The organism is Streptomyces sp. NPDC096048 (assembly GCF_044763415.1).
Lineage (GTDB): Bacteria > Actinomycetota > Actinomycetes > Streptomycetales > Streptomycetaceae > Streptomyces.
This window is the reverse complement of record NZ_JBIWGG010000003.1, coordinates 314,063-328,948: the sequence shown is the minus strand read 5'-3', so window position 1 is coordinate 328,948 and position 14,886 is coordinate 314,063. Positions and strand designations below refer to the sequence as shown.

Here is a 14,886-nt window from a genome sequence, read left to right as displayed (position 1 = left end):
CTCTTCTCCACGGCGGGGAGCCCTGCCGTCCCGGGTGGGCTGCTCCCGGGCGGTCAGTTCCGGCGGAGCAGTCGGGTGGCTCCCGCGGCGACCGTGGTCGCCAGGATCCAGCCCAGCAGGATCAGGGCCGTCGCCAGCCACTGCCAGGCGTCGTGGAGCTGCCAGGAGCCGGCCTGGCCGAGGTCGATGACCGGCAGGAGCAGGTCCAGGGCGAAGAGGGCGGGGTTCCAGTCCGGATGCTCGCCGCTCTTCAGGGGTGGCGGGTCGGCGCGGGCGAAGGCGAACGAACCGGCCGCCCACAGCACCGCCATCCACACCGCCGCACGGCCCGGCCGGTAGCCGTAGGCGACCGTCCAGTCCTGGGCGTATCCCACCAGCTTCGCGGCGATCGGCAGGCTCTCGCGGCGACGGCGGTGCTTGGCGAGCAGCACCTCGCGGGCGTCCTCGTCCTCACCGCCGGCCCGCAGCACGGCGGCGAGGCGCTCGTACGGCTCCGGGTTGTACTCGGCGGTCGCGGCGCCCACCCACCGCAGCCGCTTCGCCAGCGGGAACGGGCCCCGCGGCACCAGGTTCTCGTAGGCGAAGCCGCCCATGTGCAGTCGGCCCGGCCCCGGCCAGCTGTCCGCCCGGTCCATCAGGTTGACCACCCGCGCCCCCGACAGCACGACCCGGCCGCGTGCCGGTCGCTCGCCCAGGAACCGCAGCTCGGGCGTCTGCACGCGACGCAGCGACAGCTCCTGGTCGTCGGTGAACGTGAACCGGGCGTGCTCCAGGTCGACGGCGTCGCCGAACCGCCCGTCGTCCAGCCGCACCCCGCCCTCGCACTCGAACCGCTGGATCCGCGTCCCCTGCGCCGGGGTGGTGCCCCGCAGCAGCGGGCTGCCCAGGCCCGCCGGGGTCATGTAGAGGGTGCGCTCCACGGTCAGCTGGGGGGCGTTCAGCGCGTGCCGCGTGTACGGGTTGAGGAGCCGGGCGCCGCGCAGGCTCAGCGAGACGCCGACCTGGGCGCTGCGCAGACTCACCTCGCCGTACGACTCCAGCATCTCGGCCTGGAGGTCCTGCCCGACGGTCAGGCCGTCCGCGGCGATGGAACGCCCGCTGCGGTCCCGGTGCACGATCGCCTGGTTGAGCAGCAGGTCGGTGCCTATCTGCGCGTCCGTGAGGCGGATCCCGCCCGGGAAGCGGGAACGCGGCAGATGCAGGTCGCCCTCGGTCTGCAGCCGGGCCGCCTCCAGCCGGGGCACATAGCAGTCCACCAGCCGTACGGTCGTGAAGCGGGTCTCCGGCAGCAGAACCTCCCGCTCGAAGCGGCAGCCCCGCAACTCGACGTAGGGCACCACCGTGCCGCCCGCGAGATCCATCGTGTCGCTGATCCGCACGCTCACGAGCTGCAGCGAGGACACCCGGCCGGCGAGCGCGGGCGGGCCGTCGAGAAGCAGCCAGCACACGATGCGGGCCCGCACCGTCCGCTCCGGTCCCCACGGCTGCGCGCCGTGCGGGTCGTCGACGCGTGCGTCCCCGCTGCTCAGGTCGTACACGCTGCCGTTGCGGAAGGCCTGCCACATGCCGGCTTCGGTGGCGGTCAGGTCGTCCGGCAGCTCTCCGTCACGGTGGCCGGCCCCCTCGGTCACGGCGCTTCACTCCCTCCCCAACTACTCGCCGGTCGCTCACTCTTCGTACAACTGTTCATGCCCACTGGGTGACGCGCCGAACACTCAAAGTGAGCACGATCTGTCGGGGCCCCGCCTCCGCCCCGCCGTGGCCGCGACGGCCCGTCGCGTTCTGTATCAGCCATTGATACGCGCGGACGGTGTCCGACGCGGGTCTGAGAGAATTGGTTCCGTGATCTCCCGAATCGATCTGCGCGGCGACGACCTCCCCGAGGGACCCGCCCTGCGCGACCTGCTGCCCCGAGCCGACTTCGACGTCTCGGCCGCCCTGGAGAAGGTGCGTCCGATCTGCGAGGACGTGCATCATCGTGGCGACGCGGCGCTGATCGACTTCGCCGAGCGGTTCGACGGTGTCCGGCTCGACCGGGTCCGGGTGCCGGCCGCGGCGCTCACGCGCGCGCTGGAGGAGCTCGACCCGGCCGTGCGTGCGGCCCTGGAGGAGTCCATCCGCCGCGCCCGTCTCGTCCACCGCGAGCAGCGCCGTACGACCCACACCACCCAGGTGGTGCCCGGCGGCTCGGTCACCGAGAAGTGGGTGCCGGTCGAGCGGGTCGGCCTGTACGCGCCCGGCGGGCGCTCGGTCTACCCGTCGTCCGTGGTCATGAACGTGGTGCCGGCGCAGGAGGCCGGCGTCGAGTCGATCGCGCTCGCCTCCCCGGCGCAGGCGGAGTTCCACGGTCTGCCGCACCCGACGATCCTCGCCGCCTGCGCCCTGCTCGGCGTCGACGAGGTGTACGCGGCCGGCGGCGCCACCGCCGTCGCGATGTTCGCGTACGGGACCGAGTCCTGCCCGCCCGCCAACATGGTCACCGGCCCCGGCAACATCTGGGTCGCCGCCGCCAAGCGCTACTTCACCGGAAGGATCGGCATCGACGCCGAGGCCGGCCCGACCGAGATCGCGGTCCTCGCCGACGCCACGGCCGACCCGGTGCACGTCGCCTCCGACCTGATCAGCCAGGCCGAGCACGACCCGCTGGCGGCCGCCGTCCTGGTCACCGACTCCGCGGAGCTCGCGGACGCGGTGGAGAAGGAACTCCAGCCGCAGGTCGAGGCCACCAAGCACGTCGAGGACCGCATCCGCCCGGCCCTCGCCGGCCGCCAGTCCGCGATCGTCCTGGTCGACGGCCTGGACGAGGGCCTGCGCGTGGTCGACGCCTACGGCGCCGAGCACCTGGAGATCCAGACCGCCGACGCGGCGGCGCTGGCCGACCGGGTGAAGAACGCCGGCGCGATCTTCGTCGGCCCCTGGGCACCCGTCTCGCTCGGCGACTACGCGGCCGGGTCCAACCACGTCCTGCCCACCGGTGGCTGCGCCTGCCACTCCTCGGGCCTGTCGGTGCAGTCCTTCCTGCGCGGCATCCACATCGTCGACTACACGCGGGACGCGCTCGCGGAGGTCGCGCACCACGTGGTGACGCTGGCGGAGGCGGAGGACCTGCCCGCGCACGGCGCGGCGATCAAGGCGAGGTTCGAGTGGAAGGTCCCGGGAAGCAAGTGACGTTCGGAATCGACGACCTCCCCGTACGGGACGAGCTGCGCGGCAAGTCCCCCTACGGCGCGCCCCAGCTGGACGTGCCCGTACGGCTGAACACCAACGAGAACCCCTACCCGCTGCCCGAGGCGCTGGTCGAGCGGATCACCGAGCGGGTCCGCGAGGCCGCCCGCGACCTCAACCGCTACCCGGACCGGGACGCGGTCGAGCTGCGTACCAAGCTCGCCGAGTACCTGACGGAGACCTCCGGGTACGCCGTAGACGTGCGCAACGTCTGGGCGGCCAACGGCTCCAACGAGGTCATCCAGCAGCTGCTGCAGGCCTTCGGCGGACCGGGCCGTACCGCGATCGGCTTCGAGCCGTCGTACTCGATGCACGGCCTCATCGCGCGCGGCACCGGCACGGGCTGGATCTCCGGCCCGCGCCACGACGACTTCACCATCGACGTGCCCGCGGCCGAGCGGGCCGTGGCCGAGCACCGCCCGGACGTCGTCTTCATCACGACCCCCAACAACCCCACCGGCAACGCGGTCCCGGCCGAGACCGTCCTCGCGCTCTACGAGGCGGCGCAACGCGCGCGTGCCGATCAGGGGCTGGCCTCGATGGTCGTCGTGGACGAGGCCTACATCGAGTTCAGCCACGGCGCCTCCCTGCTGTCGCTGCTGGAGGGGCGGCCGTACCTCGTCGTCTCCCGCACGATGTCGAAGGCGTTCGGCGCGGCGGGCCTGCGCCTCGGCTATCTCGCCGCGCACCCGGCCGTCGTCGACGCCGTGCAGCTCGTACGGCTGCCCTACCACCTGTCGGCCGTCACCCAGGCGACCGCGCTGGCCGCCCTGGAGCACACCGGCACGCTGCTCAAGTACGTGGAGCAGCTGAAGACCGAGCGGGACCGACTCGTCGCCGAACTGCGCGCCATCGGCTACGAGGTGACCGAGTCCGACGCGAACTTCGTCCAGTTCGGGCGGTTCGCGGACTCCCATGAGGTCTGGCGGAAGATCCTCGACCGGGGCGTCCTGGTCCGGGACAACGGCGTGCCGGGATGGCTGCGGGTGACCGCCGGCACTCCGGCGGAGAACGACGCGTTCCTCGATGCGGTACGCGAACTGAAGAAGGAACAGGAGCAGAGCGGATGAGCCGCGTCGGGCGCGTGGAGCGCACCACCAAGGAGACCTCGGTCCTCGTCGAGATCGACCTCGACGGCACCGGCAAGACCGACATCGCCACCGGCGTCGGCTTCTACGACCACATGCTCGACCAGCTCGGCCGGCACGGTCTGTTCGACCTGACCGTGAAGACCGACGGCGACCTGCACATCGACTCCCACCACACCATCGAGGACACCGCCCTCGCACTGGGCGCCGCCTTCAAGCAGGCCCTCGGCGACAAGGTGGGCATCTACCGCTTCGGCAACTGCACGGTCCCGCTGGACGAGTCCCTCGCCCAGGTCACCGTCGACCTGTCCGGCCGCCCCTACCTCGTGCACACCGAGCCCGAGAAGATGGCGCCGATGATCGGCGAGTACGACACGACGATGACCCGGCACATCCTGGAGTCCTTCGTCGCCCAGGCGCAGGTCGCGCTGCACGTGCACGTGCCCTACGGGCGCAACGCGCACCACATCGTGGAATGCCAGTTCAAGGCGCTGGCCCGGGCCCTGCGCTACGCCTCGGAACGCGACCCGCGCGCGGTCGGCATCCTGCCTTCCACGAAGGGTGCGCTGTAACCCATGAACGGTACGTCCACCGCACTGATCGTCGTCGGCCTCTTCTTCCTCGGCGGCATCTACTCCTTCGCGAAGCAGCAGATGCCCAAGGGGCTGATCGTGCTGCTCTCCATCGGCGCCGCGATGTGCCTCTTCGCGGGCGTCCTGAGGCTGGAGGTGTGGAGTTGACCTCAGTGAACTCCGCCGCCAAGCGGGTCGTCGTCTTCGACTACGGCTTCGGCAACGTCCGTTCCGCCGAGCGTGCCCTCGCGCGCGCGGGCGCCGACGTCGAGATCACCGGTGACTACGACAAGGCCATGAACGCCGACGGGCTGCTGGTGCCGGGTGTCGGCGCCTTCGCCGCCTGCATGGACGGCCTGAAGGCCGCGCGCGGCGACTGGGTCGTCGACCGCCGGCTGTCCGGCGGGCGCCCGGTGATGGGCATCTGCGTCGGCATGCAGATCCTGTTCGCGCGCGGCATCGAGCACGACGTGGAGGCCGAGGGCCTGGACGAGTGGCCCGGCACCGTCGGACCGCTCCAGGCCGACATCGTGCCGCACATGGGCTGGAACACGGTCGAGGCACCGGCCGACTCCCAGCTCTTCGCCGGCCTGGACGCGGACGCCCGGTTCTACTTCGTGCACTCCTACGCCGTCCACGACTGGACGCAGGAGTCGCACAACCCGCTGATCGCCGCGCCCAAGGTCACCTGGTCCACGCACGGCAAGCCCTTCGTGGCGGCCGTGGAGAACGGCGCCCTGTGGGCCACGCAGTTCCACCCCGAGAAGTCCGGCGACGCCGGAGCCCAGCTCCTCACCAACTGGATCGAGACCCTGTAGAGATGAGCAAGCTCGAACTCCTCCCCGCCGTCGACGTCCGCGACGGCCAGGCCGTCCGCCTCGTGCACGGCGAGTCCGGCACCGAGACCTCCTACGGCTCGCCGCTGGAGGCCGCCCTCGCCTGGCAGCGCTCCGGCGCCGAGTGGCTGCACCTCGTCGACCTGGACGCCGCGTTCGGCACCGGGGACAACCGCGAGCTGATCGCCGAGGTCGCCAAGGCGATGGACATCAAGGTGGAGCTCTCCGGCGGCATCCGCGACGACGACACCCTCGCCGCCGCGCTCGCCACCGGCTGCACGCGCGTGAACCTCGGCACGGCCGCCCTGGAGACCCCCGAGTGGGTCGCCAAGGTCATCGCCGAGCACGGCGACAAGATCGCGGTGGGCCTGGACGTGCGGGGCACCACGCTCCGGGGCCGCGGCTGGACCCGCGACGGCGGCGACCTCTACGAGACGCTGGACCGCCTGAACAAGGAGGGCTGCACCCGGTACGTCGTCACCGACATCGCCAAGGACGGCACCCTCCAGGGCCCCAACCTGGAGCTCCTGAAGAACGTCTGCGCGGCGACCGACCGCCCGGTGGTGGCATCGGGCGGCGTGTCCTCCCTGGACGACCTCCGCGCGATCGCCGGTCTCGTCCCGGCCGGTGTCGAGGGGGCCATCGTCGGGAAGGCCCTGTACGCGAAGGCGTTCACCCTGGAAGAAGCCTTGGAGGCTGTGTCGCCATGACATCCGAAGCCGTACGGCGCGTGCAGAGCGGAAGTCCCTGGGAAGAGTCCTTCGGTTTCGCACGGGCCGTGGCGGCGGGTGACCGTGTCATCGTGGCGGGCACCACCGCCTTCAAGGGCGACATGCTCTACGGCGAGGGCGACCCGTACGAACAGACGAAGGTGGCCTTCGGCACCGCCGTCGAGGCCATCGCGGAGTTCGGGCTCGGTATCGAGTCCGTGATCCGGACCCGTGTGTGCCTGGCACATTCCCGCGACGTCGATGCGGTGGGCCGCGCCCACAAGGAGCTGTTCGACTCCGTACGCCCGGTCACGACCCTGCTGGTCGTGCAGGGCTTCATCGACTCGCGGGTGCTGGTGTCAGTCGAAGTGGAAGCGTATAGAGGAGCCGTGGATTCATGACCCTGGCGGTCCGAGTCATCCCCTGCCTGGACGTGGACAACGGCCGGGTCGTCAAGGGCGTCAACTTCCAGAACCTGCGCGACGCCGGCGACCCCGTCGAGATGGCCAAGGTGTACGACGCCGAGGGCGCCGACGAGCTGACGTTCCTGGACATCACCGCCTCGTCGGGCAACCGCGAGACGACGTACGACGTGGTGCGCCGCACCGCCGAGCAGGTGTTCATCCCGCTGACCGTCGGCGGCGGCGTGCGCACCGCGGACGACGTCGACAAGCTGCTGCGGGCCGGCGCGGACAAGGTGGGCGTGAACACGGCCGCCATCGCCCGCCCCGACCTGATCCGCGAGATCGCCGAGCGCTTCGGCCGCCAGGTCCTGGTCCTGTCGGTCGACGCCCGTCGCACCGAGGCGGGCACCTTCGAGGTGACCACCCACGGCGGCCGGCGCGGCACCGGCATCGACGCGGTGGAGTGGGCGCACCGCGCGGCCGAGCTGGGCGCGGGGGAGATCCTGCTGAACTCGATGGACGCGGACGGCACGAAGGACGGCTACGACCTGGAGATGATCGCGGCGGTCCGGGGGCACGTGACCGTCCCGGTCATCGCCTCCGGCGGCGCGGGCCGCCTCACCGACTTCCCCCCGGCCGTCGAGGCGGGCGCGGACGCGGTGCTGGCGGCGTCCGTCTTCCACTTCGGCGACCTGCGGATCGGCGAGGTGAAGGAGACGCTGCGGGGGGCGGGGCATCCCGTTCGCTAGTTCGGGGTGTCGCACTCGGTAGTGAACGCGGTAGTGGTTGAGGTATCCGTCCCGCTAGGGTGCTCATATGCCTGGAATCACGATCGAGTTCACTGAGGAAGAGCTGGCCGAGCTGCGCGCCGAGGCCAAGGAGCAGGGCGTCGCGATCAAGCGGCTGGCACACGACATCCTGACCGAGGACGTGGTGCGGAGGCGGCAGAAGCAGCGGTTCGTCGAGGGGGCTTCCAAGAAGGCCCGCGAGATCATGGCCGACTTCGAGGAGCGCTTTCCGAAGGGGCTTCGATGACGCTCTACGTGGACACGGGCTGGGTTCTCAACATCCAGGTCAACGTGTCTCCGCAGAACACGCCGATCCGGGACTGGGGCGCGCTGCACTGCATGGTCGACCGGCACAGGTACGAGCGCGTCGCCGGTGAGGCCTACTACGAGGAGGTGCCCTCGCGGGCTGCCACCTTCCTCCATACCGCGCTTCGGCTCAGGCCCTTCACCGACTACAACGCCTCCATCGGTGTGGCCTGCGCCTGGGAGTACATGGAACAGTCCGGAATGCCGTTCGAGCTGCCGTACGGAGAGGTGGCCACACTCGTGTCCGACATCCGAAGCGACGAGGCCGACCTCCCTGCGACCGCCCGCCTGCTCCGCGACTGGGCTGCTTGACCCGGTGTCCGACCTCACCGACATAGCCGACCACCAGACCGGCATCGCCCCCGGCCGCCCCGCCCACCGCGACCCCAACGTCCTGCGCTGGGTCGCCGCCTACACCGCCTCCATGGTCGGGGACACCGTCTTCTTCCTCGCGCTGTCCTGGGCCGCCGTGCGGAACGGCAGCCCCGCCGAGGCCGGCCTCGTCACCGCCGTCAGCGCGGTGCCGCGCGCGCTGCTGATGCTGGGTGGCGGGGTGGTCGCCGACCGGTTCGGGCCGCGCAAGGTCGTCATCGGCAGTGACGCCGTACGGTGCGCCACGGTCCTGGCGGTCGCCGCGGTGCTCTTCGCGGCCGACCCCGGGCTGTGGCTGCTGGCCCTGCTCGCGGTCGTCTTCGGCATCGTCGACGCCGTGTTCATGCCCGCCGTGGGGGCGCTCCCCGCCCGTATCACCGCCAAGGACCAGCTCGCCCGCGTCCAGGGCATGCGCGGCCTCGCCGTCCGGTTCGCCGCCGTCGTGGGCGCGCCGCTCGGCGGGCTCGGTGTGGCGGTCGGCGGTTCGGCCGCCGCCTTCACCCTGTCCGGGCTGCTGATCGCCGTGTCGCTGCCGCTGCTGATCTCCGTACGGACGCGCGAGCTGCCGGCCGACGACGCCACGGCCCCCGCGCCGGACGCCACCGCCTGGCGGGACCTGGTGGCCGGGCTCCGCTACATCCGCCGGCACCGCGTCCTCGGCCCGCTGATGGTGGCCATCGCCCTCGGCGACCTCGGCTTCGTCGGCCCCCTCAACGTCGGCCTGGCCCTGCTCGCGGACGAACGCGGCTGGGGCGCGTCCGGGATGGGCTGGGTGCTCGCGGGCTTCGGCACGGGGGCCGGAGTCGCCGCCCTGCTGCTGACCGTGCGGGGGCGCCTGCCGCGGGCCGGGTGTGTCGCCGCCGGCGCGATCATCCCCGGCGCGGCCGCGATCGGCGCCCTGGCGCAGGCCCCGGGACTCCCCGTGGCCGTCGGCACCGCCGTGGTCGTCGGGCTGCTCACGGGGCTCAGCGGCGCCATGTGCGGGGCCCTGCTGCAGACCCAGTCCGAACCCGCCTACCTGGGGCGCGTCACCGCGGTCGGCGGGATCGTCAGCCTCGGCGTCGCGCCGCTGAGCATGCCGCTGTCCGCCGCCGCCATCGGCGTCTGGGGCACCGGCCCGGTCTTCGCCGTCAGCGGTGCGGTCTGCGCACTCGGCGGGGTCGTCGCCCTGTGCGCGCCGGGCGTACGGCGGGCCGAACTGCCGGGGTAGCCGCCCCGGCGCTCGGCTCAGATGCCCAGCTGCTTGGTCTCGTGCAGCCTCGCGATCGCGTCCTTCTCGCCCTCCAGCTCCACCTTCGCGGCGCTCTGCCGGCCGTAGGCGAACAGCAGCAGCTCGGACGGCTCGCCGGTCGCGGTCACCACCGGCGTACCCCGGTGGGCGACCGTCGTCTGGCCGTTCGGGCGGCGCAGCACCAGGCCCGTCGGGATGCCGCGGCCCATCAGGCGGGCGGCGCGCTCCAGGCGGGACCACAGGGCGTCCTGGAAGACCGGGTCCAGCTCGCGCGGCGACCAGTCCGGCTGGGCACGGCGCACGTCCTCGGTGTGGACGTAGAACTCCACCGTGTTCGCCGCCTCGTCGACCTGCTTGAGCTGGAACGGCGAGAACCGCGGCGGGCCGGTGCGGATCAGCTGGAGCAGTTCCTCGTACGGCTTCGCGCCGTACTCCTCCATCACCCGGTCGAGCCGGGACGACAGCTGCTTGATCAGGGTGCCCCCGGCGGCGTCCGGCCGGCGCTCGCGCACCACCACGTGCGCGGCGAGATCACGGGTCCGCCAGCCGTCGCACAGGGTCGGGGCGTCCGGGCCCGCCGTCTCCAACAGGTCCGCGAGCAGAAGTCGTTCACGCTTGGCGAAAGTCGACATGAAGTCAGCCTACGGCGGCCGGCCGGGTCCGCCCAATGGACAGGGCCGGGGCGTGTCCGTCCCGCGCGGCACAATGGGCGCATGACCAGCAGCTCCCCCCGGCGTCCCAGCCCGCTCGCCCCGGAGATCGCCGCGCGTCTCAAGCGCGGCGCCGACGGCCTCCTGCCCGCCATCGCCCAGCAGTACGACACCGGTGAGGTGCTGATGCTCGGCTGGATGGACGACGAGGCACTGCACCGCACCCTGACGACGGGACGCTGCACCTACTGGTCGCGCAGCCGTCAGGAGTACTGGGTCAAGGGCGACACCTCCGGGCACTTCCAGTGGGTGAAGTCCGTCGCCCTGGACTGCGACGCCGACACCGTCCTGGTCAAGGTCGACCAGGTCGGCGCCGCCTGCCACACCGGCGACCGCACCTGCTTCGACGCCGACGTGCTCCTCGCCGACGGCGTGGACGGCGCGGAAGGCGCGGACACCGCAGGCGGCACGGGTTCCGGCGCGCCCGGCGCGGATCAGTAGGGTCTGCCGACATGGACGACACGGACGACATGGACCTCGAGACCTTCCGGAAGCTGGCCGCCGACCGCCGCGTGATCCCGGTCAGCCGCAAACTCCTCGCCGACGGCGACACCCCGGTCGCGCTGTACCGCAAGCTCGCCGCCGAACGCCCCGGCACCTTCCTGCTGGAGTCCGCCGAGAACGGCCGCACGGCGTATCAATGGTCTCGCTACTCCTTCGTCGGCGTCCGCAGCGCCGCCACCCTCACCGAGCGGGACGGCGAGGCCCACTGGCAGGGCACCCCGCCCGTCGGCGTCCCCACCGACGGCGACCCGCTCGCCGCCCTGCGCGCCACCGTCGAGGCCCTGCACACGCCGCGCGACCTCGCCCACGACCTGGGCCTGCCGCCCTTCACCGGCGGCATGGTCGGCTACCTCGGCTACGACATCGTGCGCCGCCTGGAGAAGGTCGGCCCGGGGGAGCGCGACGACCTGAAGCTCCCCGAGCTGACCATGCTGCTCACCAGCGACCTCGCCGTCATGGACCACTGGGAGGGCTCGGTCCTGCTGATCGCCAACGCGATCAACCACAACGACCTCGAAACGGGCGTCGACGAGGCCTACGCCGACGCGATCGCCCGCCTGGACGCCATGGAGGCCGACCTCACGCGCGCGGTGGCCCAGCCCCCGGCCGCGCTGCCGCCGTCCGAGCTGCCCGAGTACACCGCCCTGTGGGGCGGCCCCGACTTCCAGGAAGCCGTCGAGGACATCAAGGAGCGCATCCGCGCGGGCGAGGCCTTCCAGGTCGTCCCCTCCCAGCGCTTCGAGACGCCCTGCACGGCGAGCGCGCTGGACGTCTACCGGGTGCTGCGGGCCACCAACCCGTCCCCGTACATGTACCTGCTGCGGCTCGACGGCTTCGACGTCGTCGGATCGTCGCCGGAGGCCCTGGTCAAGGTCGAGGACGGGCGGGCCATGGTCCACCCCATCGCCGGCACCCGGCACCGCGGCGCCACCCCGCAGGAGGACCAGGCCCTCGCCGACGAACTGCTCGCCGACCCCAAGGAGCGCGCCGAGCACCTGATGCTCGTCGACCTCGGGCGCAACGACCTCGGGCGGGTCTGCGAGCCCGGCTCGGTCGAGGTCGTCGACTTCATGTCCGTCGAGCGGTACTCGCACGTCATGCACATCGTCTCGACGGTCACCGGACGGGTCGCCCCGGGCCGCACCGCCTTCGACGTCCTCACCGCCTGCTTCCCGGCCGGCACCCTCTCCGGCGCGCCCAAGCCGCGCGCCCTGCAGATCATCGACGAGCTCGAACCGTCCCGGCGCGGCCTGTACGGCGGCTGCGTCGGCTACCTCGACTTCGCGGGCGACTCCGACACCGCCATCGCCATCCGCACGGCACTGCTGCGCGACGGCACCGCCTACGTGCAGGCCGGCGCCGGCGTCGTCGCCGACTCCGACCCGGTCGCCGAGGACACCGAGTGCCGCAACAAGGCGGCGGCGGTGCTGCGCGCCGTGCACACGGCCAACCGGCTGGGGCAGTAGGACGATCCGGCTCCGCGGATGGGGCGGATCTCACGCCCGCCAATCCGAACCCCGGGTGACGGTTCGCCCGGGGTTCGGGTGATAGTGGAGTACGTGACAGCTGTTCCTGACCCCCGTACCCCAGCCGCAGGACCCGCCCGGGCCGGCCGCCGGAGCCTCGCCGCCGCCCTGCTGTGCGGCGCGCTCGGCGCGGCGATCGCCCTGCTCGCCACCCGGCAGCAGTGGGCGGAGGGCACCGCGACGGTGGCCGGCGGCGCGTTTCCCCTGACCGCCAAGGGCAGCGACGTCACGGGCGTACCCGCGGCGCTCGCCATAGTGGGCCTCGCCGCGCTCGTCGCCGTCTTCGCCGTCCGCCGCGCGGGCCGGTTCGCCGTCGCCGCCCTGCTCGCGCTGAGCGGCGCGGGCACCGTCGCCGCGGCCCTGGTCGGCGCCTCCGACAGCTCCGCCCTGGACGACCAGGCCGCGAAGGCCGCCGGCGACACCTCGGCCACCGTGGAGGCCCTCTCCCACACCGCCTGGCCGTATGCCGCGGCCGTGGGCGGCGCCCTGCTCCTGGTGGCCGGGCTGCTCGCCCTGCGCTACGGCCGCCTGTGGCCCGCGATGTCCGGCCGCTACGAGCGCGACGGCACCCCGCGCCCGCGCCGCAAGCCGCAGACCGTCGACCCGGACCGCCCCGAGGACCTCTGGAAGGCCCTCGACCGCGGCGAGGACCCGACCGGCGCCTGACCCGCGGTTCACCCGCGGGCACGCGGGCACCCGGCGGTTCACCCGCGGGCACGCGGGCACCCGTTGACGCGCCACGCGCGCTCCGGGGCCCGGCGGGCGTCACGCGCGCGTGGGGAGTACCCCCGCTCACACCGCGCGCGCCCGTGCGGGACAATGGGCACGAGCGTCCCGCTCAGACTTGGCACACAGCAACGAGGAGCAAGCAATGTCGGGCAGCAGCCACGGTCACACCCCGGCCGCCTGGACGGGTGTCATCATCACCTTCATAGGTTTCTGCATCGCGGGCGTGTTCATGGTGGCGGCCCAGCCGCTGGGCTTCTGGGCCGGCATGGTGGTCGTGCTTCTCGGCGGTGTCGTGGGCGGCATCATGCGCATGATGGGCCTCGGCCAGCCGAAGCAGAACCACCCCGTGCACCAGGTCGCCGGCGAGCGCGAGCCGGCCGGCGCCAAGGGCTGACCAGGCACGGCGGTCGCGGTACCTCCCGAGGGGCGGATCGGCACGAGGGTGCCGGGGCCGCCCCTCACGTGCGCGTACGGCCCGCCGGGGGCAGAATGCGGTGCGTGGACGCGGAGACCGGGAAGCCGACGCAGGACAGGACCGTGACGCGGGGCGTGCCCGCCCTCCTGGGCCTGGCCGTCCCGGCCGGCGTGCTCGCGGCCGTCGTCGGCGCCTTCGCGTACGTGGGGAGCGTCGACCCCAACGAACCCGGTCACTACCCCGTCTGCCCCCTGCTGCGCTTCACGGGCGTCTACTGCCCCGGCTGCGGCGGCCTGCGCAGCGCCCACGCGTTCGTCCACGGGGACGTGCTGACCGCGCTGCAGGCCAACGCGCCGGCCGTCCTCGGCTATCTGGGTTTCGCCGTGCTGTGGACCGTCTGGGTGATCCGCGTGGCGCGCGGCCGGCCCCTGCGGGTCGACCTCGGGCCGGTCCACCTGTGGACGCTGGGGGCGTTGCTGCTGGTCTTCACGGTTGTCCGGAACCTGCCCTTCGGTGGCTGGCTCCTCCCTTGATCACTTGGTGAATGTCCAGGTAGTGGGACCGGCGTCAACCGGATGCGGGCCCGTCGTCCTGCTCCGGATACCATCACAGTGACCACACATTTCGCCGTCTGGAAGGGGGCCGCTCGCGTGAGTGTGCTCGACGAGATCATCGACGGAGTCCGTGCCGACCTCGCGGAGCGGCAGGCGCGCGTCAGCCTCGACGAGCTCAAGGAGCGCGCGGCCAAGGCTCGCCCCGCCAAGGACGGCGTGTCCGCCCTGCGCGGTGACGGCGTCAAGGTCATCTGCGAGGTCAAGCGCTCCAGCCCGTCCAAGGGCGCGCTGGCCGCCATCGCCGACCCCGCCGGGCTCGCCGCGGACTACGAGGCGGGCGGCGCCGCCGTCATCTCCGTCCTCACCGAGGAGCGCCGCTTCGGTGGCTCGCTGGCCGACCTGGACTCCGTCCGCGCGCGCGTGGACATTCCGGTGCTGCGCAAGGACTTCATCGTCACCTCGTACCAGCTGTGGGAGGCCCGGGCGCACGGCGCCGACCTCGTGCTGCTGATCGTCGCGGCCCTCGAACAGCCGGCGCTGGAGTCGCTGATCGAGCGCGCCGAGTCCATCGGACTCACCCCGCTCGTCGAGGTGCACGACGAGGACGAGGTCGAGCGCGCGGTGGACGCCGGCGCCAAGATCATCGGCGTCAACGCCCGCAACCTGAAGACGCTGGAGGTCGACCGCGGCACGTTCGAGCGGGTCGCCCCGGAGATCCCGGCGCACATCGTCAAGGTCGCCGAGTCCGGCGTCCGCGGCCCGCACGACCTCATCGCCTACGCCAACGAGGGCGCCGACGCCGTCCTGGTCGGCGAGTCCCTGGTCACCGGCCGCGACCCGAAGACGGCGGTCTCCGACCTGGTGGCGGCGGGCGAACACCCGGCACTGCGGCACGGCCGGGGCTGACCCCCGGTAG

Annotated in this window: 19 protein-coding genes; 17 read left to right on the top strand and 2 right to left on the bottom strand. The window is 72.5% G+C overall.

Annotated elements, in window-relative coordinates; genetic code table 11:
• Positions 1-53: 53 nt before the first annotated feature.
• Complete coding sequence (locus ACIQ6R_RS09460; protein ID WP_404219966.1) at positions 54-1,631, bottom strand: oxidoreductase; 1,578 nt, start codon at positions 1,629-1,631, stop codon at positions 54-56.
• A gap of 211 nt (positions 1,632-1,842) precedes the next feature.
• Here ACIQ6R_RS09460 and hisD point away from each other — a divergent pair, with 211 nt between their 5' ends.
• The 11 genes from hisD to ACIQ6R_RS09405 all read left to right on the top strand — a co-directional run bounded on the left by hisD (position 1,843) and on the right by ACIQ6R_RS09405 (position 9,511).
• Positions 1,843-3,168: a histidinol dehydrogenase gene (gene hisD / locus ACIQ6R_RS09455; protein WP_404174211.1), complete on the top strand. Its 1,326-nt coding sequence runs from the start codon at positions 1,843-1,845 to the stop codon at positions 3,166-3,168.
• A complete protein-coding gene (locus ACIQ6R_RS09450) occupies positions 3,165-4,295 on the top strand; it encodes a histidinol-phosphate transaminase (protein ID WP_404174208.1) in 1,131 nt (376 codons plus the stop codon). The genes hisD and ACIQ6R_RS09450 overlap by 4 nt, the downstream gene beginning before the upstream one ends.
• Positions 4,292-4,885 carry an imidazoleglycerol-phosphate dehydratase HisB gene (hisB, locus tag ACIQ6R_RS09445; RefSeq protein ID WP_404174205.1) on the top strand — a complete coding sequence of 198 codons (594 nt, stop codon included), beginning with the start codon at positions 4,292-4,294 and terminating at the stop codon, positions 4,883-4,885. The genes ACIQ6R_RS09450 and hisB overlap by 4 nt, the downstream gene beginning before the upstream one ends.
• A 3-nt stretch (positions 4,886-4,888) precedes the next feature.
• The gene (locus ACIQ6R_RS09440; RefSeq protein WP_375905958.1) at positions 4,889-5,053 is read left to right on the top strand and encodes a hypothetical protein; all 165 of its coding nucleotides are present in this window, start codon (positions 4,889-4,891) and stop codon (positions 5,051-5,053) included.
• Entirely contained in the window at positions 5,050-5,703 is a 654-nt protein-coding gene (gene hisH / locus ACIQ6R_RS09435) for an imidazole glycerol phosphate synthase subunit HisH (RefSeq protein ID WP_375905961.1), read from the top strand. The genes ACIQ6R_RS09440 and hisH overlap by 4 nt, the downstream gene beginning before the upstream one ends.
• A 2-nt stretch (positions 5,704-5,705) precedes the next feature.
• Positions 5,706-6,431, top strand: coding sequence for a bifunctional 1-(5-phosphoribosyl)-5-((5-phosphoribosylamino)methylideneamino)imidazole-4-carboxamide isomerase/phosphoribosylanthranilate isomerase PriA (gene priA / locus ACIQ6R_RS09430; protein WP_404174201.1), 726 nt, complete (start codon positions 5,706-5,708; stop codon positions 6,429-6,431).
• Positions 6,428-6,832: a RidA family protein gene (locus tag ACIQ6R_RS09425; RefSeq protein WP_003976767.1), complete on the top strand. Its 405-nt coding sequence runs from the start codon at positions 6,428-6,430 to the stop codon at positions 6,830-6,832. The genes priA and ACIQ6R_RS09425 overlap by 4 nt, the downstream gene beginning before the upstream one ends.
• Positions 6,829-7,584 carry an imidazole glycerol phosphate synthase subunit HisF gene (gene hisF, locus ACIQ6R_RS09420; RefSeq protein ID WP_404174198.1) on the top strand — a complete coding sequence of 252 codons (756 nt, stop codon included), beginning with the start codon at positions 6,829-6,831 and terminating at the stop codon, positions 7,582-7,584. Before ACIQ6R_RS09425 ends, hisF begins: the two co-directional genes overlap by 4 nt.
• A 67-nt stretch (positions 7,585-7,651) precedes the next feature.
• Positions 7,652-7,870 carry a hypothetical protein gene (locus ACIQ6R_RS09415; protein ID WP_018545641.1) on the top strand — a complete coding sequence of 73 codons (219 nt, stop codon included), beginning with the start codon at positions 7,652-7,654 and terminating at the stop codon, positions 7,868-7,870.
• Entirely contained in the window at positions 7,867-8,241 is a 375-nt protein-coding gene (locus tag ACIQ6R_RS09410; protein WP_404219964.1) for a hypothetical protein, read from the top strand. Before ACIQ6R_RS09415 ends, ACIQ6R_RS09410 begins: the two co-directional genes overlap by 4 nt.
• Before the next feature lie 4 nt (positions 8,242-8,245).
• A complete protein-coding gene (locus ACIQ6R_RS09405; protein WP_404219962.1) occupies positions 8,246-9,511 on the top strand; it encodes an MFS transporter in 1,266 nt (421 codons plus the stop codon).
• A gap of 17 nt (positions 9,512-9,528) precedes the next feature.
• Here ACIQ6R_RS09405 and ACIQ6R_RS09400 read toward each other — a convergent pair whose 3' ends face one another.
• On the bottom strand, positions 9,529-10,164 hold the full coding sequence (locus ACIQ6R_RS09400; RefSeq protein WP_310873838.1) for a TIGR03085 family metal-binding protein: 636 nt from the start codon (positions 10,162-10,164) through the stop codon (positions 9,529-9,531).
• 81 nt (positions 10,165-10,245) lie between these two features.
• Here ACIQ6R_RS09400 and hisI point away from each other — a divergent pair, with 81 nt between their 5' ends.
• The 6 genes from hisI to trpC all read left to right on the top strand — a co-directional run bounded on the left by hisI (position 10,246) and on the right by trpC (position 14,876).
• A complete protein-coding gene (gene hisI, locus ACIQ6R_RS09395) occupies positions 10,246-10,683 on the top strand; it encodes a phosphoribosyl-AMP cyclohydrolase (RefSeq protein WP_404219960.1) in 438 nt (145 codons plus the stop codon).
• Between the two features lie 29 nt (positions 10,684-10,712).
• Positions 10,713-12,212: an anthranilate synthase component I gene (locus ACIQ6R_RS09390; RefSeq protein ID WP_404175177.1), complete on the top strand. Its 1,500-nt coding sequence runs from the start codon at positions 10,713-10,715 to the stop codon at positions 12,210-12,212.
• An 84-nt stretch (positions 12,213-12,296) separates the two neighbouring features.
• Positions 12,297-12,938, top strand: a complete 642-nt coding sequence (locus ACIQ6R_RS09385) for a TIGR02234 family membrane protein (RefSeq protein ID WP_404174184.1) — start codon at positions 12,297-12,299, stop codon at positions 12,936-12,938.
• Between the two features lie 205 nt (positions 12,939-13,143).
• The gene (locus ACIQ6R_RS09380) at positions 13,144-13,395 is read left to right on the top strand and encodes an HGxxPAAW family protein (RefSeq protein ID WP_404174181.1); all 252 of its coding nucleotides are present in this window, start codon (positions 13,144-13,146) and stop codon (positions 13,393-13,395) included.
• A gap of 95 nt (positions 13,396-13,490) precedes the next feature.
• On the top strand, positions 13,491-13,949 hold the full coding sequence (locus ACIQ6R_RS09375) for a DUF2752 domain-containing protein (RefSeq protein ID WP_404175175.1): 459 nt from the start codon (positions 13,491-13,493) through the stop codon (positions 13,947-13,949).
• A 117-nt stretch (positions 13,950-14,066) separates the two neighbouring features.
• The gene (trpC, locus tag ACIQ6R_RS09370; RefSeq protein ID WP_121746507.1) at positions 14,067-14,876 is read left to right on the top strand and encodes an indole-3-glycerol phosphate synthase TrpC; all 810 of its coding nucleotides are present in this window, start codon (positions 14,067-14,069) and stop codon (positions 14,874-14,876) included.
• The last annotated feature ends 10 nt before the right edge of the window (positions 14,877-14,886 follow it).

Coding starts and splice junctions, on each gene's coding strand:
- ACIQ6R_RS09400 (WP_310873838.1), bottom strand. CDS start 10,164: ATGTCGACTTTCGCCAAGCGTGAACGACTTCTGCTCGCGGACCTGTTG.
- ACIQ6R_RS09390 (WP_404175177.1), top strand. CDS start 10,713: ATGGACCTCGAGACCTTCCGGAAGCTGGCCGCCGACCGCCGCGTGATC.
- priA (WP_404174201.1), top strand. CDS start 5,706: ATGAGCAAGCTCGAACTCCTCCCCGCCGTCGACGTCCGCGACGGCCAG.
- hisB (WP_404174205.1), top strand. CDS start 4,292: ATGAGCCGCGTCGGGCGCGTGGAGCGCACCACCAAGGAGACCTCGGTC.
- ACIQ6R_RS09410 (WP_404219964.1), top strand. CDS start 7,867: ATGACGCTCTACGTGGACACGGGCTGGGTTCTCAACATCCAGGTCAAC.
- ACIQ6R_RS09380 (WP_404174181.1), top strand. CDS start 13,144: ATGTCGGGCAGCAGCCACGGTCACACCCCGGCCGCCTGGACGGGTGTC.
- ACIQ6R_RS09375 (WP_404175175.1), top strand. CDS start 13,491: ATGCGGTGCGTGGACGCGGAGACCGGGAAGCCGACGCAGGACAGGACC.
- hisI (WP_404219960.1), top strand. CDS start 10,246: ATGACCAGCAGCTCCCCCCGGCGTCCCAGCCCGCTCGCCCCGGAGATC.
- hisF (WP_404174198.1), top strand. CDS start 6,829: ATGACCCTGGCGGTCCGAGTCATCCCCTGCCTGGACGTGGACAACGGC.
- ACIQ6R_RS09440 (WP_375905958.1), top strand. CDS start 4,889: ATGAACGGTACGTCCACCGCACTGATCGTCGTCGGCCTCTTCTTCCTC.
- ACIQ6R_RS09415 (WP_018545641.1), top strand. CDS start 7,652: ATGCCTGGAATCACGATCGAGTTCACTGAGGAAGAGCTGGCCGAGCTG.
- ACIQ6R_RS09425 (WP_003976767.1), top strand. CDS start 6,428: ATGACATCCGAAGCCGTACGGCGCGTGCAGAGCGGAAGTCCCTGGGAA.